This window comes from Tumebacillus amylolyticus, assembly GCF_016722965.1.
Classification (GTDB): Bacteria; Bacillota; Bacilli; order Tumebacillales; family Tumebacillaceae; genus Tumebacillus; species Tumebacillus amylolyticus.
The window spans coordinates 137950-163733 of sequence record NZ_JAEQNB010000008.1 but is presented as its reverse complement, the minus strand read 5'-3'; the positions used below and the strand labels follow the sequence as shown (position 1 = coordinate 163733).

The 25784-nt window shown below is 55.7% G+C and carries 25 protein-coding genes; 2 read left to right on the top strand and 23 right to left on the bottom strand.

What is annotated here, in order from left to right:
• Positions 1-6: 6 nt before the first annotated feature.
• The 6 genes from yabQ to JJB07_RS21195 all read right to left on the bottom strand — a co-directional run bounded on the left by yabQ (position 7) and on the right by JJB07_RS21195 (position 4859).
• On the bottom strand, positions 7-651 hold the full coding sequence (gene yabQ / locus JJB07_RS21220) for a spore cortex biosynthesis protein YabQ (RefSeq protein ID WP_201638112.1): 645 nt from the start codon (positions 649-651) through the stop codon (positions 7-9).
• 12 nt (positions 652-663) lie between these two features.
• Positions 664-969, bottom strand: a complete 306-nt coding sequence (yabP, locus tag JJB07_RS21215; protein WP_201638111.1) for a sporulation protein YabP — start codon at positions 967-969, stop codon at positions 664-666.
• A 92-nt stretch (positions 970-1061) separates the two neighbouring features.
• Positions 1062-1352 (bottom strand): RNA-binding S4 domain-containing protein, encoded by a 291-nt coding sequence (locus JJB07_RS21210; protein ID WP_201638110.1) that lies wholly within the window; start codon positions 1350-1352, stop codon positions 1062-1064.
• A 3-nt stretch (positions 1353-1355) separates the two neighbouring features.
• The gene (locus tag JJB07_RS21205; RefSeq protein WP_201638109.1) at positions 1356-1628 is read right to left on the bottom strand and encodes an HU family DNA-binding protein; all 273 of its coding nucleotides are present in this window, start codon (positions 1626-1628) and stop codon (positions 1356-1358) included.
• Between the two features lie 102 nt (positions 1629-1730).
• Positions 1731-3203 carry a bifunctional methyltransferase/pyrophosphohydrolase YabN gene (yabN, locus tag JJB07_RS21200; RefSeq protein ID WP_201638108.1) on the bottom strand — a complete coding sequence of 491 codons (1473 nt, stop codon included), beginning with the start codon at positions 3201-3203 and terminating at the stop codon, positions 1731-1733.
• Positions 3204-3236: 33 nt separating this feature from the next.
• The gene (locus JJB07_RS21195; protein ID WP_201638107.1) at positions 3237-4859 is read right to left on the bottom strand and encodes a putative polysaccharide biosynthesis protein; all 1623 of its coding nucleotides are present in this window, start codon (positions 4857-4859) and stop codon (positions 3237-3239) included.
• Between the two features lie 178 nt (positions 4860-5037).
• Here JJB07_RS21195 and JJB07_RS21190 point away from each other — a divergent pair, with 178 nt between their 5' ends.
• Both JJB07_RS21190 and JJB07_RS21185 read left to right on the top strand, forming a co-directional pair.
• On the top strand, positions 5038-5643 hold the full coding sequence (locus tag JJB07_RS21190; RefSeq protein WP_201638106.1) for a DedA family protein: 606 nt from the start codon (positions 5038-5040) through the stop codon (positions 5641-5643).
• A gap of 9 nt (positions 5644-5652) precedes the next feature.
• On the top strand, positions 5653-6630 hold the full coding sequence (locus JJB07_RS21185; RefSeq protein WP_201638105.1) for an aldo/keto reductase: 978 nt from the start codon (positions 5653-5655) through the stop codon (positions 6628-6630).
• 68 nt (positions 6631-6698) lie between these two features.
• Here JJB07_RS21185 and JJB07_RS21180 read toward each other — a convergent pair whose 3' ends face one another.
• The 17 genes from JJB07_RS21180 to JJB07_RS21100 all read right to left on the bottom strand — a co-directional run bounded on the left by JJB07_RS21180 (position 6699) and on the right by JJB07_RS21100 (position 25553).
• The gene (locus tag JJB07_RS21180) at positions 6699-7442 is read right to left on the bottom strand and encodes a GTP cyclohydrolase II (protein WP_201638104.1); all 744 of its coding nucleotides are present in this window, start codon (positions 7440-7442) and stop codon (positions 6699-6701) included.
• Positions 7443-7484: 42 nt separating this feature from the next.
• Positions 7485-7745 (bottom strand): metal-sensing transcriptional repressor, encoded by a 261-nt coding sequence (locus tag JJB07_RS21175; protein WP_201638103.1) that lies wholly within the window; start codon positions 7743-7745, stop codon positions 7485-7487.
• Between the two features lie 19 nt (positions 7746-7764).
• On the bottom strand, positions 7765-8898 hold the full coding sequence (locus tag JJB07_RS21170; RefSeq protein WP_201638102.1) for an MBL fold metallo-hydrolase: 1134 nt from the start codon (positions 8896-8898) through the stop codon (positions 7765-7767).
• Between the two features lie 282 nt (positions 8899-9180).
• Positions 9181-10356: a Ger(x)C family spore germination protein gene (locus JJB07_RS21165; protein ID WP_201638101.1), complete on the bottom strand. Its 1176-nt coding sequence runs from the start codon at positions 10354-10356 to the stop codon at positions 9181-9183.
• Complete coding sequence (locus JJB07_RS21160) at positions 10343-11530, bottom strand: GerAB/ArcD/ProY family transporter (protein ID WP_201638100.1); 1188 nt, start codon at positions 11528-11530, stop codon at positions 10343-10345. Before JJB07_RS21160 ends, JJB07_RS21165 begins: the two co-directional genes overlap by 14 nt.
• Entirely contained in the window at positions 11499-13130 is a 1632-nt protein-coding gene (locus JJB07_RS21155; RefSeq protein WP_201638099.1) for a spore germination protein, read from the bottom strand. Before JJB07_RS21155 ends, JJB07_RS21160 begins: the two co-directional genes overlap by 32 nt.
• 135 nt (positions 13131-13265) lie before the next feature.
• The gene (gene spoVT, locus JJB07_RS21150; protein WP_201638098.1) at positions 13266-13808 is read right to left on the bottom strand and encodes a stage V sporulation protein T; all 543 of its coding nucleotides are present in this window, start codon (positions 13806-13808) and stop codon (positions 13266-13268) included.
• 287 nt (positions 13809-14095) lie between these two features.
• On the bottom strand, positions 14096-15058 hold the full coding sequence (locus JJB07_RS21145) for a peptidylprolyl isomerase (protein ID WP_201638097.1): 963 nt from the start codon (positions 15056-15058) through the stop codon (positions 14096-14098).
• Positions 15045-18587, bottom strand: a complete 3543-nt coding sequence (gene mfd, locus JJB07_RS21140) for a transcription-repair coupling factor (RefSeq protein ID WP_201638096.1) — start codon at positions 18585-18587, stop codon at positions 15045-15047. Before mfd ends, JJB07_RS21145 begins: the two co-directional genes overlap by 14 nt.
• A gap of 64 nt (positions 18588-18651) precedes the next feature.
• Positions 18652-18885 (bottom strand): anti-sigma-F factor Fin family protein, encoded by a 234-nt coding sequence (locus JJB07_RS21135; RefSeq protein ID WP_201638095.1) that lies wholly within the window; start codon positions 18883-18885, stop codon positions 18652-18654.
• Positions 18886-18939: 54 nt separating this feature from the next.
• Complete coding sequence (gene pth / locus JJB07_RS21130) at positions 18940-19500, bottom strand: aminoacyl-tRNA hydrolase (protein ID WP_201638094.1); 561 nt, start codon at positions 19498-19500, stop codon at positions 18940-18942.
• A 246-nt stretch (positions 19501-19746) separates the two neighbouring features.
• Entirely contained in the window at positions 19747-20682 is a 936-nt protein-coding gene (locus tag JJB07_RS21125) for a GNAT family N-acetyltransferase (protein WP_201638093.1), read from the bottom strand.
• Between the two features lie 206 nt (positions 20683-20888).
• On the bottom strand, positions 20889-21524 hold the full coding sequence (locus JJB07_RS21120; RefSeq protein ID WP_201638092.1) for a 50S ribosomal protein L25: 636 nt from the start codon (positions 21522-21524) through the stop codon (positions 20889-20891).
• Between the two features lie 132 nt (positions 21525-21656).
• Positions 21657-22616, bottom strand: coding sequence for a ribose-phosphate diphosphokinase (locus tag JJB07_RS21115; RefSeq protein WP_201638091.1), 960 nt, complete (start codon positions 22614-22616; stop codon positions 21657-21659).
• A 19-nt stretch (positions 22617-22635) separates the two neighbouring features.
• A complete protein-coding gene (gene glmU, locus JJB07_RS21110) occupies positions 22636-24021 on the bottom strand; it encodes a bifunctional UDP-N-acetylglucosamine diphosphorylase/glucosamine-1-phosphate N-acetyltransferase GlmU (protein WP_201638090.1) in 1386 nt (461 codons plus the stop codon).
• A gap of 199 nt (positions 24022-24220) precedes the next feature.
• Entirely contained in the window at positions 24221-24769 is a 549-nt protein-coding gene (locus JJB07_RS21105) for a hypothetical protein (protein ID WP_201638089.1), read from the bottom strand.
• 88 nt (positions 24770-24857) lie between these two features.
• Positions 24858-25553, bottom strand: coding sequence for a hypothetical protein (locus JJB07_RS21100; RefSeq protein ID WP_201638088.1), 696 nt, complete (start codon positions 25551-25553; stop codon positions 24858-24860).
• Positions 25554-25784 lie beyond the last annotated feature (231 nt).

Below are 25784 nucleotides of genomic sequence, written 5' to 3'. Positions count from 1 at the left end.
CCCGTTCTACTTCTTGGTTTCGTCGTCATCCTCTTCTTTGTCGACTAACCAATTCGCCACGGCTTTCAGAAATCCTTTCCATTTTCGCCTTCCGCGCTCTATTAATTTTTGAATGGGTTTGAATACCGGCTCGATCAACGGCTGGACCGTCCATTTGTACAGCGTGCGTCCGCTCCACTCCAGCAGGGTGAGCAACGGGCCGAACGGCCAGAGGATCACTTTTTCCAGCATGGAGGCGAGTCGGTCGATGCCCCGAACGACGGCGAGAACCAGCGACCACAGCCATAGCAGCGGCGTGATGACCGTCAGGAACAAGAATCGTCCGATCACTTGCAAGATGTACGTAATCGTCTTGATGACGCCGACCGTCGAGCCGACGACGAGTTTGCGCAGCAGCAGGCGGTAGAGGCCGAAGCCGATCAACATCACCAAGAACACGTACAGACGCACATCGCCGTCGTTCGCCCAGTGGATCGCCCAGAGCACGAGCAGCAGGGCGAAGATCCAGAACGCAAAGTCGAGGATCGGACCCAAGAAACGCAGGTACTTCCACTCTTTGAGCACGGTTCGGTACACATCATAAGCGGCACCGAGCACGGCGCCGCTGGTACTCATCGCAAAGACGGTCAGGTATTGCGTCCAGAGGCTCATGCGACGCGCCCCCTACCGGAACAGTTTGCTGAAAAACCCCTTGGCCTTCTCCGCCGGCGTCACGCCTTCGTCGAAGTAGCCGATGTCGTAGATCAAGCCCTCGATCGCGACAAAGCCATTTTCCAAGTTCAGCGTTTTGATATGCAAGTTCTCGCCGCGCACCGCCACGAACCCGTATTGGGTCGCCAGCACGAATTCGTGCGCGTCGAAACTCTCGACGTTCATGACCCCGTTGACCTCCAGGCTCTGCCGGTTGCGAAGGACCAGCTCGTGTTGTTGATAGAGTTTGTTTCGAGGGTTGTTGCGTTCTTCTGCCATCATTCCAATCCTCCCCACAGGCTCTTGATATGTACAAGATATGGCCCCGGAAACAAAAAAAGACCAAGCCTGTGACAGGCTTGGTCTCTTTTCTAGTCTTCATCGTCAACGAATTCCGGTTCCACGACTTCGCGGCGGGTTTCGGAAACGATCGTGTACATCTGAGCTGCGAGGTCTTTCTTGGCGGACTCTTGGAGCATCTCCACTCGGGCTTCCACGATCTTCTGCCCGAACTTGATCGTCAAGGTGTCACCGGCTGCGACCGAGGTGCTCGCTTTGGCGGGACGACCGTTGATGGTGATGCGGCCTTGGTCGCACACTTCCTTCGCCAAGGTGCGGCGCTTGATGAGGCGCGAGACCTTGAGGTATTTATCGAGACGCATCGACTACTTCGTCGCTTCTTTGAGCTTGTTGCCCGGTTTGAATGCCGGGATCACAGATTCCGGGATCGTGATTTCTTGGCCCGTTTGCGGGTTGCGGCCGGTGCGAGCTGCACGCTTGCGGGTTTCGAAGGTGCCAAAGCCGATCAGTTGGACTTTGTCGCCGGCAGCGAGTGCCTCTTCGATGGATTCGAGAAAGCTGTTAACCGCGAGTTCCGCGTCTTTTTTCTTCAGGCCGGATTTCTCGGCAACCGCCGAGATGAGTTCCACTTTGTTCATGGTACGTATGTGCCCCTTTCGCAATAACACTCATGGTATGTGTGTGGCAAAATTAACAAGTTGTGAATTCCATGCTTCTTGCGGAATTCCTGCAAAGCGACGTTATTTTGCGTGTTTTTTTGCCTCGTTCCAGAGAGCATCCATCTCATCCAAGGTGCTTTCTTGCGGGGTTTTGCCTTTTTCTCGCAGGGCGTTCTCGATGTATGCGAATCGTTCGCGGAACTTGCGGTTGGTTCGCGACAGGGCTTCTTCCGGGTCGACTTTCAAGAAACGGGCGAGGTTCACGAGGGCGAACAGGAGGTCTCCGAGCTCGCCTGCGTGGTCGTCCGTCGTCTCTTGTAATTCAGTTATTTCTTCTTTGACCTTTTGGTATACGTCCGAGAGATTATCCCAGTCAAAACCTACATCGGCGGCCTTTTTTTGGATCTTGTACGCCATTGAGATCGCTGGTAGAGAACTAGGGATGGAGTCGAGGAGATGCTCGATCACTTCGCCCTTGTCCGCTTTTTCTTGCGCTTTGATCTCCGCCCAGTTCGCGACGACGTCCTCGGGAGTTTCCGCTTCGGCGGCGTTGAAGACGTGCGGGTGTCGGCGGATCATTTTTTCGCTGGCGAGGCGGATGACTTCGTGGATGTCGAACGTGCCTTCCTCGCTGCCGATTTGGGCGTGCAGGACGATTTGCAACAGGATGTCGCCCAACTCGTCGGCGAGGTCGAACGGGTCGTCGCGGTCGATCGCATCGGCGACTTCGTACGCTTCTTCGAGGACGTAGGGTCGAAGCGTTTGGTGCGTTTGTTTGAGGTCCCACGGGCAGCCGGTTTCCGGATGGCGCAGGGCGGCGATGATGTCGACGTACCGCCAGAGTTGGCGGTTGATCACGTTTTCTTCAAGCGTGGCGGACAGGTAGACCGTCGTCATGTGGTCGATCCAATCGAGACGGTCGATTTCGTAGAGCGGCATCGTTTCGACGCGTTCCAAGCCTTCGACACCGACGGCGCGGGCGACGGTGACCGGATAGTCGTCCGGATATTGGGTCATGAGCGTGAGTTTGACGTCGGAAGCGACATCGCGAGAGTAGACTTGCGCGATGACGGTGTGCAGGCTCGGGTTGAGTTGGCGCGGGAGCAGAGCTGTGCCGTCGAGGAACAAGAGCCCGTCTGTCGGGTCGACGCCGACGTTTACGAGCAGGTCGTCAAGGAACGAGTGTCCCGGCCCGATGACGATCTCCACGCCGTGCTGCGGAGCTTGTCGGCGCAAGTTCTGCACGGTGATTTCGGCAACGCCCGGATGACCGGGCACGGCGTAGACGATGTGGCCGTTTTTTTGTGCGTGGTCGAAGAGATGGTTCGCGATGTTTTGGTAGACCTCGGCGAATTCCTCCGCCTCTTCGTAAAACGAATCAAGCGCAACAAAGACGATCCCCTTCTCACGGAGATCGTCTACAACCGGATGGCGTTCCGTGCGCAGAAAAATCGCGCCGTTCGCCGCTTGTTGCGTTTCGAGAATTTGAAAGGAGCCAAGCGGAAGCCCGGTCCAAGAACCGGGCCCGAGGCCCACGATGGTGATCTGTGCCATTGTGTGTGTTCACTCCAAGTCGTGAAATCTATGTCAGCGAAGCAAGCCGAGCCTGGTGAAGAATCCTGCGAGTTTCGGCCCGAATTTTGGCACCGCCGTGATGTCGGTGCGGGTGACGGAGCCTGTGACCATGAGGGCGACGACGTAGACGAGGCCGGCCGTTGTCATGGCGGTGAAAGCGGTCAGAGCGGCGATCATTCGGCCGTCTGAAGTGAATTGTCGGAAGTACGGTGCCAGATGTTCCACCACTCCATACGCGGCGACGGCGAGGAAAAACGTGGCAAGCAGCGGGCGGAACAGCATCGTCCGCAAGTTGAACACGACGCCGGTGTGCTTGTAGAGCGCGAACATGTTGAGGAACGTCGCGATCAGGTAGGAGATGACCGTCGCGAGAGCCGCGCCGTTAATCCCTAGTATGGGTACGAGCAAGAAGTTGAATCCAAGTTTCGCAAGCGCTCCGATGAACAGGTTGCGAACGGGTATGTAGACTTTGCCGACGCCTTGCAGAATGGCGGAAGACGTGAGCTGAATGCTGGAAAAAAGCGTGGCGGCGGCGATGGCGATGATCGCTTGGGTGCCTTCGTTGTTTTTGAACAGCATGATGTCGATCGGTTCGGCCAGCAACGCAAGTCCGACCGAGGACGGCAGAGCGACGAGCATGGTCAGACGCATCGCCATGTCCATGCGGTAGGAGACCAGTCGTTTGTCGCGCAGAGCAATCGCCGCCGAGATCGCCGGCATCAGAGCGGTTCCGATGGCAGACGCGAACGTGGTCGGCAAGAGCATCAATTTAAACGCACGGCCCGTGAGCAAGCCGAACATTTCGGTGGCTTGCGCTTGGGAGAATCCGCATTTTTTGAGCAGGTTGACGACGGTGATGACGTCCACGTTGTTCATCAGCGGCACGACGAGAGCGCCGAGCGAAACGGGGAGTGCGTACCAGCAGAGCTTTTTCACAACTGTCCACGTGGGTTGGGCAGGGACTTTGTTTTTGAAGCGGGCATCGTGGCGGAAATAGTGGCGGCGTGTCCACATGAAGACGAGAATCGTCAGGAACCCCGCCAACCCTCCGGTAAAAGCGCCGAAGGCCGCACCGGCTGCGGCGAACGCTTCTCCGTAGCCCCATTGGAGGATCAAGGTGGCGAGTGCCAGAATCGTGCCGACGCGCACGAACTGTTCGACGAGCTGCGAAGTGGCGGTCGGCTCCATGCGTTGCCAGCCTTGGAAGTATCCGCGCACGGCGGACATCAGCGGGACGACGAGCAGGGCGGGGGCGATCATTTTGATGGCGTAGACCGCTTCGTGATCGCCGAACCAATCGGCAAATTGACCTGCGCCGAAGTAGAGCACGAGGAAAAACAGAACCCCCGTGATCGAGAGGAGCACGCTTGAGACGCGGAATACTTTTTTTGCACCAGCATAATCCCCGAGGGCGATGTGTTCGGCGACGAACTTCGAGACCGCGACCGGAAAGCCCGCCGTCGAGAGGATGAGCAGGGTCGAGTAAATCGGATAAGCCATTTGATACAGCCCGATCCCCCGGTCGCCGATGATGTTTTGCAAGAAAATCGTATAGACAGACCCGAGCAGCTTGGATAGAATCCCCGCAATGCCCAGAATCAAGGCCCCGCGTAAGAACAAATTGCGCTCTGACATTGTGCCGTCCCCTCCCAGTATACCATCTCTTCCCATGATATGAGGACAGGTCGGGAGTTAGGACTGGCTTTCGAAATGGAGTCGCCGCAAGCCCAGCCTCTTTACCATAAAAAGGGCACTTTCCGGGAACTCTACTTTTATCCTTGGCACGTCGAAAGCAACAGGAGTGGTTGTTTCTATGGAAGAGATGGTTCTGCGGACGATTGAACACTATGGGTATTTTGCGCTGTTCGGCACGTTGGTGATGGGGTTGATCGGGTTGCCGGTGCCGGATGAGTTTTTGTTGACGTTTTCGGGGTTTTTGGTTTCGATGGGTCGGATGAATTGGATCGTGGCGGTGCTTGTCGCGAGTGCAGGCAGTGCCATTGGGATGACGGTGAGTTTTTGGATCGGGCATCGCTTTGGGCTTCCGTTACTTGAAAACTATGGACGCAAAATTCACATGACCCCGGAGCGGGTGATGCGTGTGGAGCTGTGGTTCACCCGCTTTGGTAGATTCGCCGTGCCCATCGGCTATTTCATCCCGGGCGTTCGGCATCTGACCGCCTACTTCACCGGCCTCTCGAAGTGGAGCTATCGGACGTTCTTGCTCTACGCTTCCCTCGGAGCGCTGGCGTGGTCGACCGCTTTCATCTCCATCGGTGTCCTCGTCGGGCATCGTTGGCGGGAAGTCACCCTGTACCTTCATAAGTACATGCTCGCAGCCCTCGTCCTGCTGGTCCTCGGTGCCGGTGTGTGGTGGATCGTTCACCGCCGTAGTAAGATAAAAGCAGAAAGGGAGTGAACCTCAACCATGCAACTCAAACAACTGGGCCACACAGGTCTGCACGTATCCCGTTTGTGCTTGGGCACGATGTCATTTGGCCGTTGGATTGACGAGGCGGCGTCTGTGGCGTTGTTGGATCGGGCCCTCGAACTCGGAATCAACTTCATCGACACGGCGAACTTCTACGGCAAAGGGCAAGACGAGCCCGTCGCATACGGCACCGGAGCTTCGGAGGAAATCCTTGGCCGCGCTCTGAAAAAACGCCGTCACGACGTCGTACTCGCCACCAAAGTCGGTCTGTCCATGGGCCACGGTCCGAACTCTTCGGGGCTTTCCCGCGTTCACATCCTGCGCGAAGTGGAGCAATCGCTGCAACGTCTGCAAACCGATTACATAGACCTCTACCAAGTCCACCGCTTTGACCCGAACACGCCGCTTGAGGAAACTCTGCGTGCTTTGGATGATCTGGTCCGCCAAGGAAAGGTCCGTTACATCGGTTGTTCCAACTACGCCGCGTGGCAGATCGCGAAGTCGCACGGGATCAGCGAACGGCACAACCTCGCGAAGTTCATCTCCGTGCAACCGCAGTACAGCTTGCTGGCACGAGATGTGGAACGTGAGATTCTGCCGTTTGCCGAGTCGGAGGGTGTCGGTGTGATCGTGTACAGCCCGATGGCGCGGGGGATGCTTTCGGGCAAGTATGCCTCTGCGACCGACGTCGTTCCGGAGAGCCGTGCCGCGCATGGAGAGCGCATGTTGCAAACTCTGTTCTCCGCACGCAACTTCACGCTCGTCGAAAAACTCAAACCCCTCGCGGAAAAAACCGAACTGCCTCTCGCGCAGTTCGCTCTCGCTTGGGTGCTCAACAACCGGACCGTCACCTCCGCGATCATCGGAGCCACCAAAATGCACCACATCGACGACGCCGTCAAAGCCCACGACGTGAAGCTCCCTCCCGAAATCCTCGAAGCCATCGAGCAAGCCATCAACGAAATCAACGCCTAAGACCCTCACCTCTCGAAAAAAAAGCAGCCTGCCGGACTGATCCGGCAGGCTGCTTTTTTCATACGCGGCTATTGTTCGAGGTCTTCTTCTACGGCTTCGAAGTGGCCGGATTTCTCGACTTTGGTTTTGAGATAGTGTTCGTTGAATTCGGAGACATCGCCCCACAGCGGCTTGCGTTCCGAGACGTTCAATCCGGCACTCAGGAGCGCTTCCAACTTGCGCGGGTTGTTCGTCATCAGCGTGACCGGTTTCTGCCGCAACGCCTTCAACACCGAAATCGCGTCTTCGTAGTTGCGAGCATCGTCCACAAACCCCAGCGCGAGGTTCGCCTCCACCGTGTCATACCCCTGCTCTTGCAGAATGTACGCCATCGCTTTGGCGTACAGTCCGATCCCCCGCCCTTCATGGTTCGCGAGGTAGAACAACGCCCCGCACCCATGTTCGACGATTTCCTTCATCGACTGCTTGAGCTGATACCCGCAATCACAGCGCTTGCTCCCGAAGATATCCCCCGTGTGGCAGATGCTGTGGAAGCGAATCAACGCGTCCTCCGCGTGCTCAAAGTCCCCATACACCAACACGCTCGACTGCTGATGCTCCGCCAATTTCGCATCGGACAACTTCTCGATCATCGCCGTTGGATCAAGCGTCAACTCCGTGCAGTTCAACCAGCAATACCACTGGAAAACCACCGTCTCTTCAAACAAATTCACAGGCAGCCGAATCGGCCCGACCAAGTACGTGACGGCTTCATTTCCTTGGAGCACTTGGATTTTGTCGCGAAGCAGCTCTAACGCATGAGGATCGATCATCTGGAGACCCCTTTTTTGCTGTTAGTATATCCAACTCGCGTGCTATCTGCTTTTGACAAGCATTTCCACCGCTTCTTTGATCACTTTGTCGGCCGGACTGCCCTTCTCCATCTCTTCGCGAATGCAGGCTTCCAAGTTGGTGCCGATCACATACCCCACCGCGCGGTCAATCGCCGAACGAATGGCGGTGAGCTGGGTGACGACGTCGCGGCAGTCTTTCTCCTGTTCCATCATGCTCAGCACCCCGCGGACTTGTCCTTCGATGCGGCGCAGGCGGTTTTTGATGGAATCGTTGTATTCCACAGGGACTTCCTCCTCAAAGTTACGAATGATGAACCGCGCAACGGTTCGGGCCGATCTCCAAATCGGTGGCAACTTCCGTCGTGACGTGGATCTCGCCGCGGTTGATGCCGACGATTTGCTCATAGTTCGGCGGCGTTGCGCCGGACGCACCCGCCACTTTTTCGGTAAACGCGTCACGGTCCGCCGTGCGCATGACTTCATTGCTGGCACGGATGGCACCGAGAGTCGCGCCGACGTAGCCTTGCTCGTTGATTTCTTTGAGATCGGCAAAGTGTGTCGGGAGCACGACGATCTCGTCCGACAGGTTGGCAATCTGGTTGAACACCGTGTCGTAGAGCGATTGCGCCCACTCGCGAGCTTTGCCTCCCAAGTCGGGACGGCCCAGACCCCCGACGAAGATCGTGTCGCCGGAGAGCAGGAATCGGTCGTTGACCAGCACCGATGTAGAGCCCGGCGTGTGGCCCGGTGTCGGGATCGCGAGGACTTTCGCTTCAACGGTGCCGATGTGCAGAGTCGCGTGTTGTTCGAGAGCTTCGTATTGCAAGGACGACGAGCCTTGCAGTTCGCTCGACGAGATGTAATACTTCGCACCTGTCGCGAGGGCGAGTTCGTGACCGCCCGAGATGTGGTCGGCGTGCAAGTGCGTGTCGAGGACGTGGCGAATCCGGACGTTCTGACTTTCGGCGAGTTGCTTGTATTCGTGGACGTGACGGCCGGCGTCGACCACCAAGGCTTCATTGCCCGAGATGACCATGTAGGACAGGCACCCTTTTCCCAAACGGTTGAGTTGGATGAGCTTCATGTCTTGGTCTTCGTGGACGGTCACTTGGTGGTAGAACTGGCTCCATGCGAGCATTCCTTCTACTAAATAGCTGACATGGAAGCCTGCTTCGTCGAGCTGCTCGGCGACGAGTCGGGCGCTGTTGCCCTTGTTGCAGATGATGACGATTTCGGTGTCTCGCGGGAGGTTTGCCGCCGCTTTTTCATGATCTGCGAGGAAGTCGGCGTACGGGATGTTCACCGATTGGAGGTGCTGCCCTTCGATCTTCCAGTTGAGATAGTCGGCTGACGTTCTCACGTCGAGGAGGAGCATCGACACTCCGGCGTTGATTTTTTGGTGCAGGTCTTTCGCTTGGATGGTTTGTACGGTCATTTGGTTCACCCTCTATTGAATAAGATATCCCGCCAATGCCAGGAAAGATGTGTCTTGCCTGCAAACAACTTTCTACATACCCCTACAGGTATAATGATGATTTTATTTTACGTCGACGTTTCAAAAAGTCAACCCCGCCTCCCCTGCTTACAAAAAAAGCGAGCCTGTGCAAACTCCACAGACTCGCATCCATTTGGAGAGGCTTGAGAGTTCCTTTGAATTCTCTTCCTCAGACCATCCATCTCCCATTGTATCAAACGATTGTGATGGAACTGTGAAGATTTACTCCATTTTCATACCGACCCGTCTAATTTTCACGTCATAGTGAATTTCGATCTTGGCTTTGGGAAACTCGTCGAGCCAGTTGATTTTCTTGAACTGCTCGTGGTACCGGGCCCGCACTTTGTTGCCGAGTCCGAAGACATCGACGCCGTACTTGCCTTGGGTGTCTGCGATCAACTTGGCGGCGCGGGCGTTGAGTTCTGCACTCAGCGCTTTTTCAATTTCGGTGAAGGACTCGTCGTTTTTGAAGTTCATCTCGCAATTCGATTCGATGATGTCCACTTCAACCTGAATTTGTTGGCTCATCTTGTATGACTTTCCGTACGGTTCGACTTGGGTGTTGACGTGAATTTTTTTCGGATGGGCGGTGGTGTATTCGGTCCAGGTACTTCCGTTGGACTTCTTGGGACAGGGGACCGTGATGTTCCCCCCGATTTTCTCATCTTTGCTTTGGAGGAGAATCCACGCCTCTTTTTCTTCAATCTGACCTACCATGCGATCGTCTCGGAACAGGGCAAGACCACGCCAGTTGACATCGTTCTTGGTGGGAAGGATGTAGTTCGATGTGGCTTCGATTCCTGACGACGAACGATCCACAAACCAACTCCCCAGCGTGATGTCGGGAATCCGCCCGGACTTCGCCCCGTTTTCCAGCATGTCCATCACATACACGATTGGGATTTGCTCCAGTTTCGGATCGGACTCCAAGAGTTGCTTTGCGTCCCCCTTGGTGATGACCATCCAGAGCAGACGGCGCATCTGCGGGTTGCGTCGCAAGGAGTCCACGATCCCCGCCATGTCCGACGTCCGTGCCACTTTTTCACTGATCGCGATGACGCGGGTGTGACCGTAAAAAAGCTCTTGGTTGAGCCTCGATTGCACCACCCGCATCGCATCGGCCATCGACGCGCCGGTCGCCGACATCACTTTGACCGCCCGCTTCCCGCCTTCGCCGCCCGATCCCCCGCCCGACCCTGCAATTCTGTTGGCAATGGGAATTTGGAACGAGACTTTAATCAACGGCTGGCCCCCCGCCTCGCGCTCTTCGCTGTCGATCCCGAGCGCCACAACCGAGGTGCGCTCTTCCAGTTCTCGGCGGTCCCAACATCCGACCAACAGAACCGAGGTCAACACCGCAATCAGCAGGCACGCGAACCATGTCCTACCCCGCTGCACGGTCCTGCACCTCCTGCGGCTTGTCGGTTTCCCGCTCGTCCAATTTTCGGATCATGGCGATGAGGAGGAGGCACAGGGGCAAGAGACAGGCGATCACGAGCCCGAAGTACCCGACCCAATCCAAGACCATGAACAACTGCTTGATGTTGCGCGGTCTCATCGCAATGAAATAGAGCGCAACGCCGAGGACCAACGCCGTCCACTTATGGTTGCGAATTCGAAACAACTGCGAGAAGGACCACACCGCGCAAAAATTCCAGTTGCCGGCCGTCGTGAACACGGCCGCGACCCACACGCCCAAGAAGATCGCTTCCAACCGCTCCAAGATCAGCCCCGGTGCTTTGACAGACTTCACCAGTTCCAGTGTGGGCCACGCTTGTTTCGCCAGCTCCTCAAACCCAAATGCCATGATGCCCGCGATGACGATCAGCGTGTAGAGAACGCCGGGGATCGCCACTCCGAACGCCTGGTAGCGCAGAATTTTTTTCTCTCGCTTGAGATGACTGTTGAACATCGTCATAACGTCAAACCCCAACAAGCTCGTCAGGGCGGGAACGATCCCGAACGAAACCCCTTTCCAATCGGAGGGAGAAGGGAGAATCGGCATGATGTACTCGAACCGCGCTTTTTGATACGCCAGCAACGAGATGATCAAAACCGGAAATACGATGATCGGCAGCAACACCTCGTTCACGCGGGCCACCAGTTCCACGTCGTAGATCACCATGAAAAAACACAAGATCAGCATCGAACTCACCGTCACTTCCAGCGGTGTGTTGGTGAGAACGGCGCTCACAACCACTTCGCCGAAGATCCGAACCACCATCGCGGTCACGACAGACCAATACACGACGTAGAGCATCACCACGGGAAAACTCAAGATGTTCCCGACCCATTTGTTGCGTTTGCTGCCCAAAATGACGCGACTGTACCCGACGATGGTTTTGTCGGGAAACCGTTGCCCCAACTTGTAGATGATGACCACGGACAGAAACGCGATCATCAGGCCGATGACGACCGATAACCAAGCCAAGTGTTCCGCACTGTCGGCGGTGGATCTGGGCAGGGACAGAACGCCTACGCCGATGATCGTGCTCGCGTTTAGGCCAAGCGCTTGTGCCGGCGTAATGGTATAGGGGGCATCAATTTTGTTGCCCTTGGTTGTCCGGCTCATTGGGTTTTTTCACTCCCTCCGCTGATGTCGCAAGCGTTCTCGTCAGTTCCGCTTTTCGTGTGAATACGTTCGGTCGTTTCCACATCCTGTACAGAGGGATTCGAATGAAGCTGTCCCCCATCGCCAACAAATTGCCCGGGGTGAACGGAGCCAGATAGGGCACGCCAAACGATTTCAGCGTACAGAGATGAATGATGATCAAGATCAGATATTGCATGATCCCATAGAGACCGAACGTCGCGGCAAAGATCATGGCGGGGAATCGAAGCATGCGCAGGGCGATGGCGGCGTTGTAACTCGGTGCGGCAAAGGAACCGATCGTGGTCAGCGCGACGACGATGACCATAATCGGAGAGACGATCCCCGCCCGAACCGCCGATTCCCCGACGATGAGCGCTCCGACGATGCCGATGGTCGGACCGATCGGACCGGGGAGTCGGACGCTCGCTTCCCGCAGAATCTCGATGGAAATCTCCATGATAAACGCCTCCACAAAGGAGGGAAAAGGCACCGTCGCCCGCCCCGCCGCCATCGCGATGACGAGTTTGGACGGAATCATCTCCGGGTGGTACGACGAGAACGCAATGTACAGAGAGGGCAGCAACAACGCAAGCGTCATCCCGCCCGCTCGAATCAACCGCAGCATCGTGGCGATCAAGAACCGCTCATAGTAGTCTTCCGGGGAGTGGTAGAACTGCGTCAACACCGCCGGCGCGATCAGGACGAACGGAGAACCGTCCACGATGATGACCACTTTGCCCTCCAAGAGATTCGCCGCCGCTTTGTCGGGACGTTCCGTATTCTGAATCAAGGGAAACGGCGACCAATGATTGTCCTCGATGAACTGCTCGATGTTGCCTCCGTCCAAGATGCCGTCCACTTCGATTTTTTGGATGCGTTCCCCGACTTCACGGACAACCCCTTCATCGGCCACCCCGTCGATGTACACGAGGCAGACGTCCGTGTTGCTCCGCACGCCCACGGTATACGTGACGACCCGCAGGTCGGGGTCTTTGATTCGGCGTCGAAGCAGGGCGGAATTGACACGCAACGTTTCGGTAAACGAGTCTCGCGGACCGCGCACCACGTTCTCCGACATCGGTTCTTGGACGCCGCGTTTTTCCCACCCTTTGGTGTTCAGCAGCAGCATCTCTTCGCAGGAATCGACGAGGAGTGCAGAGTCTCCGGCGAGCACGATCTTGACCACGTCGCGCATCCGGGCGGTTTTTTTCGCTTCCCCGATCGGCAGAACTTGTTCCAAAAGCAGGTCGATGAGGTTCGTCGAGGTGCTGAGGAAGTCTCGTTGCTCCATGCCGCTCATCAAGGACTTGAGAATGTGTTCGTCGATGATGCGAGCGGAAATCAAGCCGTCGAAATACACGAGGGCCGCTCGGTGCTCTTGGTTGTTCCCGAAGGTAAATTCTCGGATCACCAGATCGTTGCTCGATCCGAGAATGTTGCGAATCTGGGCGAGGGAATCGTTTAGTGACGTTGACGTTTCAGGTTCGGGGAGGGTCTCCATTTTTTCTAAAAAGCGATCGTTTTGCAGTTTTTCCTTGCGATAGTCCTTGGTTTTCCGAGGGCGTACAAAACGAGTCATGTGTGGACGTCTCCTTACCAATCAATGGGTATCCATATCGATTAACATGATCTTCCTGCCCGCGGGTTATGTACCCACGCCAAAAAAGACCCCCTTCTCCACGAGATGGGGGTCTTTTTTACGATGAGGTAGTAATTATTGCTCCATTTGTTTGGCGAGGAAGCCGGCTGCCGTTTCGGCGAGTTTGACTTCGAGTTCGCTCATTTTGATGTTGTCTTCACGAGAGAGGATGATGACGGAGCCGATCGGGTCGCCGCCGGCGATGATCGGCGCGATGACTTGGGCGGAGAAGGGTTCGGCTTTTTCACGGGTGATGGTGAACTCGCCTGCGGTGAAGTTGGAGACCGTTTTGCGATCTTCCATCGATTTTTCGACGTCGTTGCCAATCGGCTTTTCGAGGAAGTCGCGCTTGGAAGCGCCGGCTACCGCGATGATGACGTCACGGTCGGTGATCAAAGTGATGTGACCGAGGGTTTCGCTCAGGGATTCTGCATATTCCTTCGCAAAGTCACCCAGTTCGCCGATCGGCGAGTATTTCTTGAGGATGACTTCCCCGTCGCGGTCTACAAAGATTTCAAGCGGGTCACCCTCTCGGATGCGGAGCGTTCTACGGATTTCCTTCGGAATTACGACACGGCCCAAATCGTCGATTCTGCGTACAATACCGGTTGCTTTCATTTCTTCGATTCGACCTCACTTTCCGTTGGGAAGGTTATGTTTTTCGGTGATAGGTTGGCGTATGTGTTTTCTACTAAATTACTATCATCGTTGGCATTATCTTGTCCATTTGTCAGCGATTTTACCAAGGGTCTGCGGTTGGAAACTGTTGGTTGATTGTGGGAGCCTCCTTTCATTTCGGCCTCTTTTTCGAGGGGAAAGTGAGGATAGTATGGAGCGGAAGCAGGTCGTTTATACACGAATTGCCAAGACATAAAAAATCCACCCTCTCAGGTGGATTTCGGAGTTTACTTGGGTAATGTGATCTGAATTCCAGCATTTTGCTCCGTTTGTTCATAGTAGGCTTGCCATGCGGCGTTCTGTTTGTCGGCCAGCGCTTTTTGCTCCGCATCCTTCTGCACGTCGGCAAGCGTTGGACTGTTTCGCTTGTCCACACGCAAGATGTGCCACCCGTAGGCGGTATGAACCGGATCGGTGATCTGCCCCACCGTCGCTTTGCCCGCCGCTTGGCGGAAGTCGTCTTCGAACGAGTCGAACGTCACGTCGGCCATCGTGCCGCCGTTGAGTTTGGCGGTCGGGTCGAGCGACGAAGCTTTGGCGATGGTGGCGAAGTCTTCGCCTTTGGCGAGACGGTCTTTGATTTGTTTCGCTTGCTCAACGGTTGCGACGAGGATGTGCGAGACGGTGCCCGTCATGAACAGGGACGGGTCGTGCTCGAAGTACGCTTTCACTTCGTCGGGGGTGACGTGGACGTCCTTGGTTTTCACTTGCTTGTACTCGCGCAGGTAGTAGTCGTCGAGGACGAGTTGCTTGATGTCGTCGTCGGTGAGTTTGTACTGTTTCATCTCCGCGTCGAACTTCGTGCGGTCGCCGTTGAAGACCATGTCGGTCACTTGGTCTTTGTATTGCTCGATGTCGCCGGAGACGGAGCTTTCGTCGATTTTGACGCCCGCTTTTTTCGCTTCGTCGACGAGGATTTTGTGCAGGGTGATGTACTCGGTGAGGAAGCTTTTTTTGTTGTCGTCCGATTCTTGGTAGGTCGGGAGCAACAGCGAGCGTTGGAAATGGAACTGCTTTTCAAACTCCGACTGTAGGACTTGTCCGCCGCTGTACGTGGCGACGACGCCGGAATCGGTGTTGCAGCCCGTCGCCGGGAGCAACGCGGCGACGAGCAACAGCACGGTGGGGATGGCAAGCCAGAGGCGTTTTTTTCGACGGGTGGGTTGTTTGGGTTGTTTAGGGCGAGACATTTTCCAAGTCCTCCTGACGTTTTGGAACGACCTTGTACAGTTCCATGAACTTCAAGAGCATGGTGAGGATCTCTTCGTCTTTGAGCCCCTTGGATTTCAGGGTGACGATGATCTGCTGTTGCGCGGTGAGCTTCATGCGGTTCGGGAACTCGCGGGTCATCGCGAACAGCTTCTCGCCGTCGATTTCCTTGTTCTGCGATTCGTGGAGCTTGAGCAGGATGTCGCCCTGCGGCGTCTGCTTGATCTCGGTGAAGCGGTACTTGATCGCGTACGCTTTGAGCAGCGAGACGCTCAGCAAGTTGCGGACTTCCAGCGGAATGTCTCCGAAGCGGTCCTCGACTTCCTCTTCGAGATCGCGCACTTCGTCGAGGGTGCGCGCGCCCACGAATTTTTTATAGATTTCGATCTTTTGCATCGAGTCTTCAATGTAGGTGGTCGGCAAGTAGGCGTCGACGGACAGTTCAACGGTCGGGTCCGGCCACTTCTCTTCTTTGACCCCACCTTGCTTCAGTTCTTCAATCGCCTCGGCGAGCATCTGGCTGTAGAGGTCGAAGCCGACCGACGCGATGAAGCCGTGCTGTTGCGCACCGAGCAAGTTGCCCGCCCCGCGAATCGAGAGGTCGCGCATGGCGATCTTGAACCCGGAACCGAGCTCCGTGAATTCCTTGATCGCTTGCAGGCGTTTCTCTGCGGTTTCGTTCAGCACTTTGTTGCGTTGGTAGGTGAAGTAGGCGTAGGCGATTCGGTTCGAGCGCCCGACACGGCCGCGCAACTGGTAGAGCTGCGAGAGGCCCAGATGGTCGGCATCCTGCACGATCAGGGTGTTGACGTTGGGCACGTCGAGCCCGGTCTCAATGATCGTGGTGGAGACGAGGACGTCCGCGTCGCCGCTCAGGAAGTCGAGCATCGTTTTTTCCAGTTCGTCTTCGGCCATCTGCCCGTGTCCGACGAGGACTTTGGCGTCCGGCACCAACTGTTGGATGTGGTTGGCGGTCTCTTGAATCCCGTTGATCTTGTTGAAGAGGAAGTACACTTGCCCGCCGCGCCCCATCTCGCGCTCGATCGCTTCTCGGATGATGCCGTCGTTGTGCTCCACGACGTACGTTTGGACAGGAAAACGGTTCTCCGGCGGCGTCTCGATGACGGAGAGGTCGCGCACCCCGATCATCGACATGTGCAGAGTTCGCGGGATCGGCGTTGCCGTCAGGGTCAAGCAGTCCACGTTGGTCTTGAGCTGCTTGAGTTTCTCCTTGTGCGTGACGCCGAAGCGTTGCTCTTCGTCGATGATCAGCAGGCCGAGGTCTTTGAACTGCATCGTCTTGGAAAGCAGACGGTGCGTGCCGATGACGATGTCGACCGAGCCTTCCTTCATGCCTTTGGTCACTTCGGTGATCTGCGCTTTCGAACGGAAGCGCGAGATCAATTCCACACGGACCGGGAAGCCGGACATCCGCTCGCTGAACGTTTGGAAATGCTGTTGCGCGAGGATGGTCGTCGGGACGAGGATCGCGACTTGCTTGCCGTCCATCACCGACTTGAAGGCGGCGCGAATCGCGACTTCCGTTTTGCCGTAGCCGACGTCGCCGCACAGCAAGCGGTCCATCGGGCGGGTGCGCTGCATGTCTTTTTTGATTTCTTCGATGCATCGGATTTGGTCTTCCGTTTCGCTGTACGGGAACATCGCTTCAAACTCGCGCTGCCACGCCGTGTCGGTGGAGAACGCATGGCCTTTGGTCGCTTCGCGTTCGGCGTAGAGTTTGATCAGGTCTTGCGCGATGTCTTGGACGGCCGATTGGACTTTGGTGCGCACGCGCTGCCAATCGGAGCCCCCGAGGGCGTAAATTTTCGGTTCCTTCTCTTCGGAGCCCACATATTTCTGCACAAGGTCGATTTGTTCGACAGGGACGAACAGCTCGTCCTTGCCTTTGTATTTAATATGCAGATAATCCTTGTGTATTCCGAGAATATCCTTGGTCTGGATGCCCATGTACTTCCCGATGCCGTGGTTGATATGCACCACATAGTCCCCGACTTTGAGGTCTTGGTAGGACTTGATCTTCTGCGCGTCGGAGAGCGTTTTCATCTTGCGCGACTTTTTCTTGGTTGTAAAAACTTCGGTCTCGGTGATCACCGCGAGTTTGAGCGTTGTCAGTTCAAAGCCGGTCGCAAGGTTCCCGATCAGAATCAAAGGCCGCGTGTGGGTGCCGTCCCATTGGGTGACGATGTCCGCTTGCATCAGGTAGTCTTCGAGCACGCGATGCAGTCGCTCCGCACGCTCTGGGTTGGCGGCGAGGAACACGACTTGGAAGCCGGTTTTCGTCCAGCGGTCGACTTCCGTTTTGAGGACGGTCATCTGCCCGTGGAAGTTCTGCATGGAGCGCGTCTGCGTGTTGATGACCGCTTGCACGTTCAACCCCGGAATGGCGCGCGTGAACAGGGAGAAAAAGAGCTTCTGCAATCTCCGGTCGCTGAACAGCAAGTTGCGGTTGTTCTCCGTCAGCAAACCCGGCAACATCTCGCCGTGTTCGAGCGCGGAGAGATACCACTCCTGCTCTTCGCGTTCGATGACTTTGATCGTCTCGCGCAGGCGGGCCGGTTCGTCGAACACCCACAGAGTATGCGGGGAGAGATAGTCCATCACCGTCGGCTTCTGCGGGTCGAGCAGTTCAATGTAGCGAACGAGGTTCGGCGTCGGGATGCCTTCGAGCATCGCTTCGATGTCGACGCCGATGTTCTCGCGGAGTTTTTCGAGGATGCTCTCGTCTTTGACTTTGTTCATCTGCTCGTGGAGGCGAATCTGGAGCGCCCCCGCCGCCGCGCGAATTCGCATCGGTTCGGCGATGAACTCGCGGATCGGGTAGAGGACGACTTCGGCCATTTTCTCCGACGAGCGTTGGGTCGAGGCGTCAAAACTCCGGATGGAGTCGATCTCCACGTCAAAAAATTCGATCCGCACCGCTTCGTCTCGTGTCAGCGGGAACAGGTCGAGGATGCCGCCGCGAACGGAAAACTCCCCCTTGGACTCGACCATCTCGGCGCGTTCATAGCCGAGGTAGACGAGATGTTCCAAGAGTTCGTCGAGGTTCACTTCGTCGCCGACACGAAGGGTCCGCGACGCTTTTGCAAAATTCTCGGGGCCGACGAGCGGTTGGTGAAGGGCGGCCATCGGCGCGATGATGACGGGAGCTTCGCCTCGTACAAGCGCTTCCAAAACGGAAAGTCGGTTCGACGCGAGCTCCGGCGAATACGCCATGACGTCGGCAAAGCCCATCTCCCGGTCGGGAAACAGGCGCACGACATCGTCGGGCAGCAGTTCCAGCATGTCTTCGTACATTTGCTGGGCGCGGCCCATGTTGTGGGTGACAATCAAGAGCGGGCGCGCCAAAGAACCTCGCAATCCCGCGAGGCAAAGATGTTGGGCCGACCCGGTCAGCCCTGTGATCAGTTGTTCCTTGAGCCCTTCCAGACAACCGTTCAGAACTCGCTGAAAGTCCTGGTCGGTGCGCATGACTTGTACAAGAGATTGCACGTTGTTCCCCCTCCAGCAAGCAAAAAAAGCCTTGAGCATCGCCAAGGCTTATAGGTTCTCTCCGTTACTGCAACGGGTTGCTGAGCAGGTTCAACTCCGGATTGGCTTCCAGAGCTTCCTGACAATGTTCGCAAACCGTCTTCACGTAGGTTGAATCTTGAATCGAATTATAAGAAATTATATCGGCGGCTTCATCGGGCGTCAAGGAATGCAACCCGAGGCGCACATCGTGGACGTGCGAATTCGGCAGTTCGCCGACTTGATGTTGGCAATGACGGCAATAGTAGATGATGCTCATACGGTCCACCTCCTCCGTAAAAGCATACCCACTTTTTGCCGTGTTTAGCCGCGCCTACCCGTTGTAGCGGTTCATGGCGATGGTGAAGTTTTGGTCGATGATACAGTCTATGACGTCCGGAATTTTTGAGACCGCTTCGTTAATCAAAATTTGTTCCTCTTGGCGGAAATTCATAAGGACGTGCTTGATGGCGTCGCTGCCCGGTGCCGGGCGACCGATCCCCATGCGAATGCGTTGGAACTCTTGGGTGCCGAGGTGTTGGATGATCGACTTGACGCCGTTCTGTCCCCCCGCCGACCCCTTGGTGCGCAGACGCAGTTTGCCGACCTGTGTGTCCATGTCGTCGTAGATGACGACGATGTCTTCGAGGGCGGGCTTGTACCAACTCATCGCTTCGCGCAGGGCGTTGCCGGAGAGATTCATGTAGGTCATCGGCTTGAGCAGGACGATCTTCTCGCCTTTGTGGTTGCCTTCGCCGTAAAGTGCTTGGAATTTGCTTTTGGTGACGTCGATTCGATAGGCTTCGGCGAGTTTGTCGATCGCCATGAAGCCGATGTTGTGCCGGGTCTTCGCATATTCGGAGCCCGGATTGCCCAGTCCAATGATCAGTTTCATATCAGAGAAGTACCTCCTCCTCGTATCTCTTTACATTAACAAAAAAAGAGACCCCGCCGCAAGCGGCTGGGGGACTTTTTTCGTGTGTTACTGAGAATTGTTGCCGTTGATTGTGACGTACTTCAGGTCGAATGCGGGCAGAGTCGGGTACTAGGTGAGCCCGATTATCGAACCCGAATAAATGGCAAGTAAAAAAGGCATGACCCCTTCCGCAGAAGGGTCATGCCTCTTTTTTTCAAATCGTTCCTAGCCCAAGACTTTCTCAAAGCGGTTGTGTACCTTCACCGGACGCATGCCCGCTCGTTCGTAGAGAGAAGTCGCGCCGGTCGAGTTCTCCGAGTCGACCGCAAGCCATGCGCGGGTGATGCCTCGGCGGTAGTAGACGCCGAAGATGTAGTGCAAGATCGCCAGCCCCAGTCCCTTGCCGCGCAGGTCCGGATGAACAGACACGGAGGTGATCCAGGCGCTGCCCATCGAAGGACGGCTCTTGATCCCGGCGACGAAACGGCCCGTCTCATCCTCGGCCACCATCCAGTCGTCCGGTTGCGTGTAGATGCGGTGCGGAGAGAGAAAGCTCTCCAGCGTAATCTCTTCGTGATCCCAGTGATCTGCGAACGTGATGTTCATCATGTCGATGAAGCGCTGGTCGTCCTCGCCCGGCACGTAAGTCCGAAGCGTAATGCCTTCGGGAAGTTGCGGTTGAGGCGGGGCTTCCTGCATCTCGATCTGCATCCGCCAGAACGTGCGGATCACGTCATACCCGCGCCCTGCAAAAAGCTCCTGCTCACGCGGATTCTGTCCGTTCGTCCAATAGCGGATCGTAATCGCGGACTCCACATCTTGCTCAGCGGCCACTTCGAGTCGGCGAGCTTCCATCCTGTCGAGCAAGTGTTCCAGCAGGCCGAGATCACGAAAGTTCGGGTGCTCAAACGCAGTGGCGGAGTTGCCGTCGAGCATCGCGTAGGCGGCGATCTGTCCGTCAGCCGTCTCGACGAACCACGCGTTGCGGTTCAGATCGAGTTTCGACCAGTCCTGCTCGACGTCCTCCAACTCATAGTCGGGTTCGCCGTACTCGGCTACGTCGTAGGCGACGATGACGTCCAGAGCTTTTGCAGCTTCGTCCGTGCGCGGTGCGCGGACAGTAAATCCGGGGGCAAGCGTAGTGGTGCTATGTCGGGTCATGGGTCCAACAGTCCTTCCAATCTGAAATTAGGCTCTCTCTTGTGCGTTCATTGACAAGGGATTCACCCTCCTCCTGTTTGATAAGACTGCTGTCCATGACTGGAAATTCAAATGATTTTAACCAATATATCACAGAGTAACGCCCGCGTAAACAAAAAAAACACACCGCCCCGCAGGACGATGTGTTTCTCTCAGATGGACAAGTATTAGACTTTGGCTTCTTTGCCCTTGCCTTCGGTGTCGTGAACGAGTTCCGGTTCTTTCGGTTCGATCTCCGTTTCCGGCTCCGGGTTTTTCGCTTCCATCGCCATCGCGATGACGTCGGTCGCTTCGTTTTGCAGCGTGACGTTTTTCGGCAGTTGCAGGTCGGCGCAGGTGGAGTTCTCGCCTACTTCTAGCATCGCGATGTTGTGCAGGATGTACTCCGGCACCTCGGTCGGCAGGCAACGAACGGTGACTTCGCGGAGGTTTTGTTGGATGACGGCACCGCGTTTTTCGACCGCTTCGAGGCCGTCGAGGATGATCTGGACATCGACGTTGATCGGTTCGAGCAGGTTGACCGCGTAGAGGTCGATGTGCATCGGCTTGCGGTTGAGCATGTCGCGCTCGATTTCGTTGACCATCGCGGACACGGTGCCGGTCCCGTCGATGGAGACGTCGACGAGAATTTTGCCGTGGTGGCGGAGTTGCTTGAACGACTCGCCCTTGATGTAAATCGGGGTCGGCTCCTGTTCCTTGCCATAGACGATCCCCGGAATGTCGCCCGCGGCGCGAATGCGGTTGCGTTCGCCCTTCGACAACGCGGTGCGTTTGTGTGCTTCCAATGTGATACGGTCTGCCATAAGTGAGGGTCCCTCCCGTAGTGCGTTCTGTGTGCTCATACTTGGTCAGGATACCCAAAATTGTGGTTTTTACACCAAGAGGGTGAAAAAAAGCATGCACCCGCTCATGGCGTGTGCATGCTCTTTTTCAAACTATTCCTTGTCAAACAGGGTGGAGACCGACTCTTCTTCGTGGATGCGGATGATCGCGTCCCCGATCAGCGGAGCGATGGAGAGCGTGGTGAGTTTCGTGCAGCCCTCACGCTTTTCATCGTCGACTTTGATCGAGTTGGTGACGACGACTTCCTTGATCACGGAGTCTTGCAGACGGGTCATCGCCGGGCCGGAGAGCACCGGATGGGTGCAGCAAGCGTACACTTCGGTGCAACCGTTCTCGATGAGGTACTTCGCGCCTTGGACGATCGTACCGCCGGTGTCGATCATGTCGTCGATCATGATCGCGGTTTTGCCGCGAATCTTGCCGATGACGTTCATGACTTCGGAGACGTTCGGTTCCGGACGACGCTTGTCGATGATCGCAATCGTTGCGCCCAGACGTTCCGCCATGCCGCGAGCGCGCGAGACGCCGCCCATGTCCGGGGAGACGATGACGATGTCTTCCAAGCCTTTGTGTGCAAAGTAGTCGGAGAGAATCTTCTCCCCGAGCAAGTGATCAACCGGGATGTTGAAAAAGCCCTGAATTTGACCTGCGTGCAGGTCCATCGTAATCACACGGCCGGCACCTGCGGTGGAGAGCAGGTCTGCCACCAATTTCGCGGTGATCGGTTCGCGTGCGCGGGCTTTGCGGTCTTGGCGTGCATAGCCGTAGTACGGAATCACCACGTTGATCGACTTCGCCGACGCGCGTTTGAGAGCGTCGATCATGATCAAGAGCTCCATCAGGTGTTCATTGGCGGGGTTCGAGGTCGGTTGAACGACGTAGACGTCGCAGCCACGAACGCTTTCGGTGATCTTGATGCGAATTTCGCCGTCGCTAAAACGAATCACGCTTGCGTTGCCAAGCGGCACACCTACGTGGTCGGCGATTTCTTTTGCCAGTTCCGGGTTCGCATTGCCAGAGAAGATCTTCAACTTCGCGTCGCTGTATCCCATTTTCGCTGCAAGCTCCTTACTACTCTTTTTGATCCCGCAAGCGGGTTTTCAATTTTTCGGTATAGCCTTCCTTGGTCGTCTGGCGCTCACGGGCTACTGCCAGTGCGCCGTCCGGGACGTTGTCGGTGACGGTGGAACCGGCAGCAACATACGCATCGCTTCCGATGGTGATCGGAGCCACGAGGTTCGAGTTGCAGCCGACAAACGTGTTGTCGCCGACGATGGTCTTGTGTTTGTGGAAGCCGTCGTAGTTGACGGTGATCGTGCCGCATCCGACGTTGATGTTCTCGCCAAACTCGGCGTCGCCGATGTAGGACAGATGCGAGACTTTGGTGCCGGCGCCGATCTTGGCGTTTTTGATCTCGACGAAGTCGCCGATTTTCGCGCCTGCGCCGATATGAGCTTTCGGGCGGAGGTACGCAAACGGGCCGACGGTGGCACCCGTTTCGACGATGCAGTCGGAGAGAACCGAATGCTTGATCTCGACATCGTCGCCGACGACTGCGTTGGACAAGTGCGAGTTCGGGCCGACCACACAGCCGGAGCCGATGACGGTCTTGCCTTCGAGCACGGTGCCCGGCAGGAGGACGGTGTCGTTGCCGATGACAACATCTACATCAATGTAGGTGTTGTTCGGGTCGATCATCGTGACGCCGTTCATCATGTGCTTCTCGGCGATGCGTTCGCGAATGATCGCGTTTGCAACCGCGAGTTGCGCACGGTTGTTGATGCCTTGGATTTCCTTGGGTTCGCCGGTGATAAACGCCGTGACTTTGTGTCCGGCACCGCGGAGAACTTCGAGGCAATCTGTCAGGTAGTATTCACCTTGGGCATTGTTGTTATCAATCTTGGACAGCGCATCCCAGAGGAGAGCGTTGTCGAAGAGGTAGACGGAGGAATTGATTTCGCGGATTTGACGCTCGTCTGCACTGGCGTCCTTCTCCTCGACGATGCGCAGGACGTTGCCCGCTTCGTCGCGAACGATCCGGCCGAGGCCAAACGGGTTGTCGACAACCGCTGTGAGAACGGTGACGGCCGCGCCCTGTGCGATGTGGTGTTCTTGCATCGCGCGAAGAGTTTCGCTTCGAATGATCGGAGTGTCACCTGCGCAGATCAGCGTGGTGCCCTCCAAGCCTTGAAGTTGCGAAGACGCCATCATCACGGCGTGTGCCGTGCCAAGTTGTTCGTCCTGCACCGCGTATTCGAGATCGCCGAGGGCGGTCATGACTTGCTCGCGAAGTTTGCCGACGACGACGATCTGCCGGTCGACGCCGGTCTCGGTCAGCGTGTCCAGAATGTGCTGGATCATCGGCTTCCCGCAGATCTCGTGCAGAATCTTGTGCGTGTTGGATTTCATCCGAGTGCCCTGACCAGCTGCCAGAACAACCGCAAAGGTCCCTGCCATAATCATCCTCCTGTCCAGTTTCCTTCATCTATAGGAAGAAAGTATACAGTTTTGAGTAGTTTCCCTATCACACTATATCTTAAAGGAATAGTCATTTCAACCGATGTCACAGGAATGTGAAAAAGATGTGAGAAATCAGGAGATTTATGCAAAAAAACGAGCCGAGGCGGGGTGCCGAGGGCTCGTTTTTTGGGGGAAATTAGGGGTAGGGCAGGGGGCGGAGGGTGGGGTCGCCTTCACGGTTCCAACATTCGGAGGAATTTCCGTAGTAGAGTTGGTAGGCCCAGTAGTCTGTGTCTTCGTGGTAGCGGAGGTCGAGTTCCTCTACAAAAGGTCCTCGTGACCAAGCTCGATTGACTCGGCCCAAGGCTTCCTCTTGAGAGATTCCGAAGGAAGTGACCATTTCCATGACGATCTCCACGCAGAATTCATGGGATCGCTCGTTTGTTTTGAATGTGAAGTTCATGTGGGTGCCATGGTAAGGTACCGGCTTGAGAGTGGGGTCTCCTTCACGTCTCCACCATAATGAGTTATGCCCATAATAAATCAAGTGAGCCCAATACTTATCTGACTCATGGAACCGAAGATCATCTTCGTCAATGAAATCATTGTTCATGAATTCTTCATTGATTCTACCCACACTTTCTTCCTTGGTAATTCCAAACTTTCTGATCATATACTCGACGATTTCCTTGCAAAATTCATAAGCTTCATCGCTGGTCTCGAATGAAAAGGCGATGTCTTTCATCCTACATTCCTCCTCTCAATCCTGACCTGCCAAAAACTTGGGACGATCCGTCCCCGTGAAAGATTCTTAGTTATTTCATGAGACTCCCCTATCTTCCGGGAACCCCGGACAAATCGACCGTCAACAACAAGATGACGAAGAGTACCCCGAACAAGTAAGGACGTACTTTTTTCGGCACCAGCTTTTCTCGTAAAATAAAAATGACACCGCACAACACGATCACCAAACACCGCCATAGATGGTCCAAGGTCGGCATGATACAAAAGAGTAACACAAGGGCAGTCATCGAGACTTCGAACAACTTTCTCTGCCCTGTGAGATGCAGACGCTTGCGATGGTGGAAATCGGGATACAATCTCATGAAGGTATGAGCCGCTTTGTTTTTCGAGTCGTACGCCAGAAGTCGATTCAATGCTTCCACTGCTTCCTCTCGGGAAACGAGCGAGCCGGGCACTTGATAGAGCATCAACATCATTTCGTTGTTCGTTCCGTCGACAGGGTCGAGTTCTATCGCTTTTTTCGCATGGTAGTACGCCTTCAAATAAGCGTCCTCCGTATGGTTCAAGCCACAGACCAACAACGTCCACGCCACAATGTGCAAGTCGCTGCTCTCTTGCTTTTGCTTCGCGATGAGATAGCAAACAAACCCGTAAGGATCCAACCACTCCAGATCGAAAGCAATTCGTTGCAATTCCTCCGTTAATTCCTCAGTCCCCATCTGTAACGCAATCTCGCGGGCCCTCTCATACTCCTTCTCCCGCAAGCAACTCTCCAAAGCAGCCAAACAAGTATCCCCTCCTCGCTAACACGCTTCGACACTATCAAATTATATACAAATAAATTCCAATCAAAAAGACTCCGCTCAACGAGTGAGCGAAGCGTTTCTCTCTTCGCTTCATGGAGAGGATTAGTTCGCTCAGGGGTAGGGAAGTGGTCGGAGGGTGGGGTCGCCTTCACGGTTCCACCATTCGGAGTGAGTTCCGTAGTACAGTTCGTATGCCCAGTACTCTGTGTC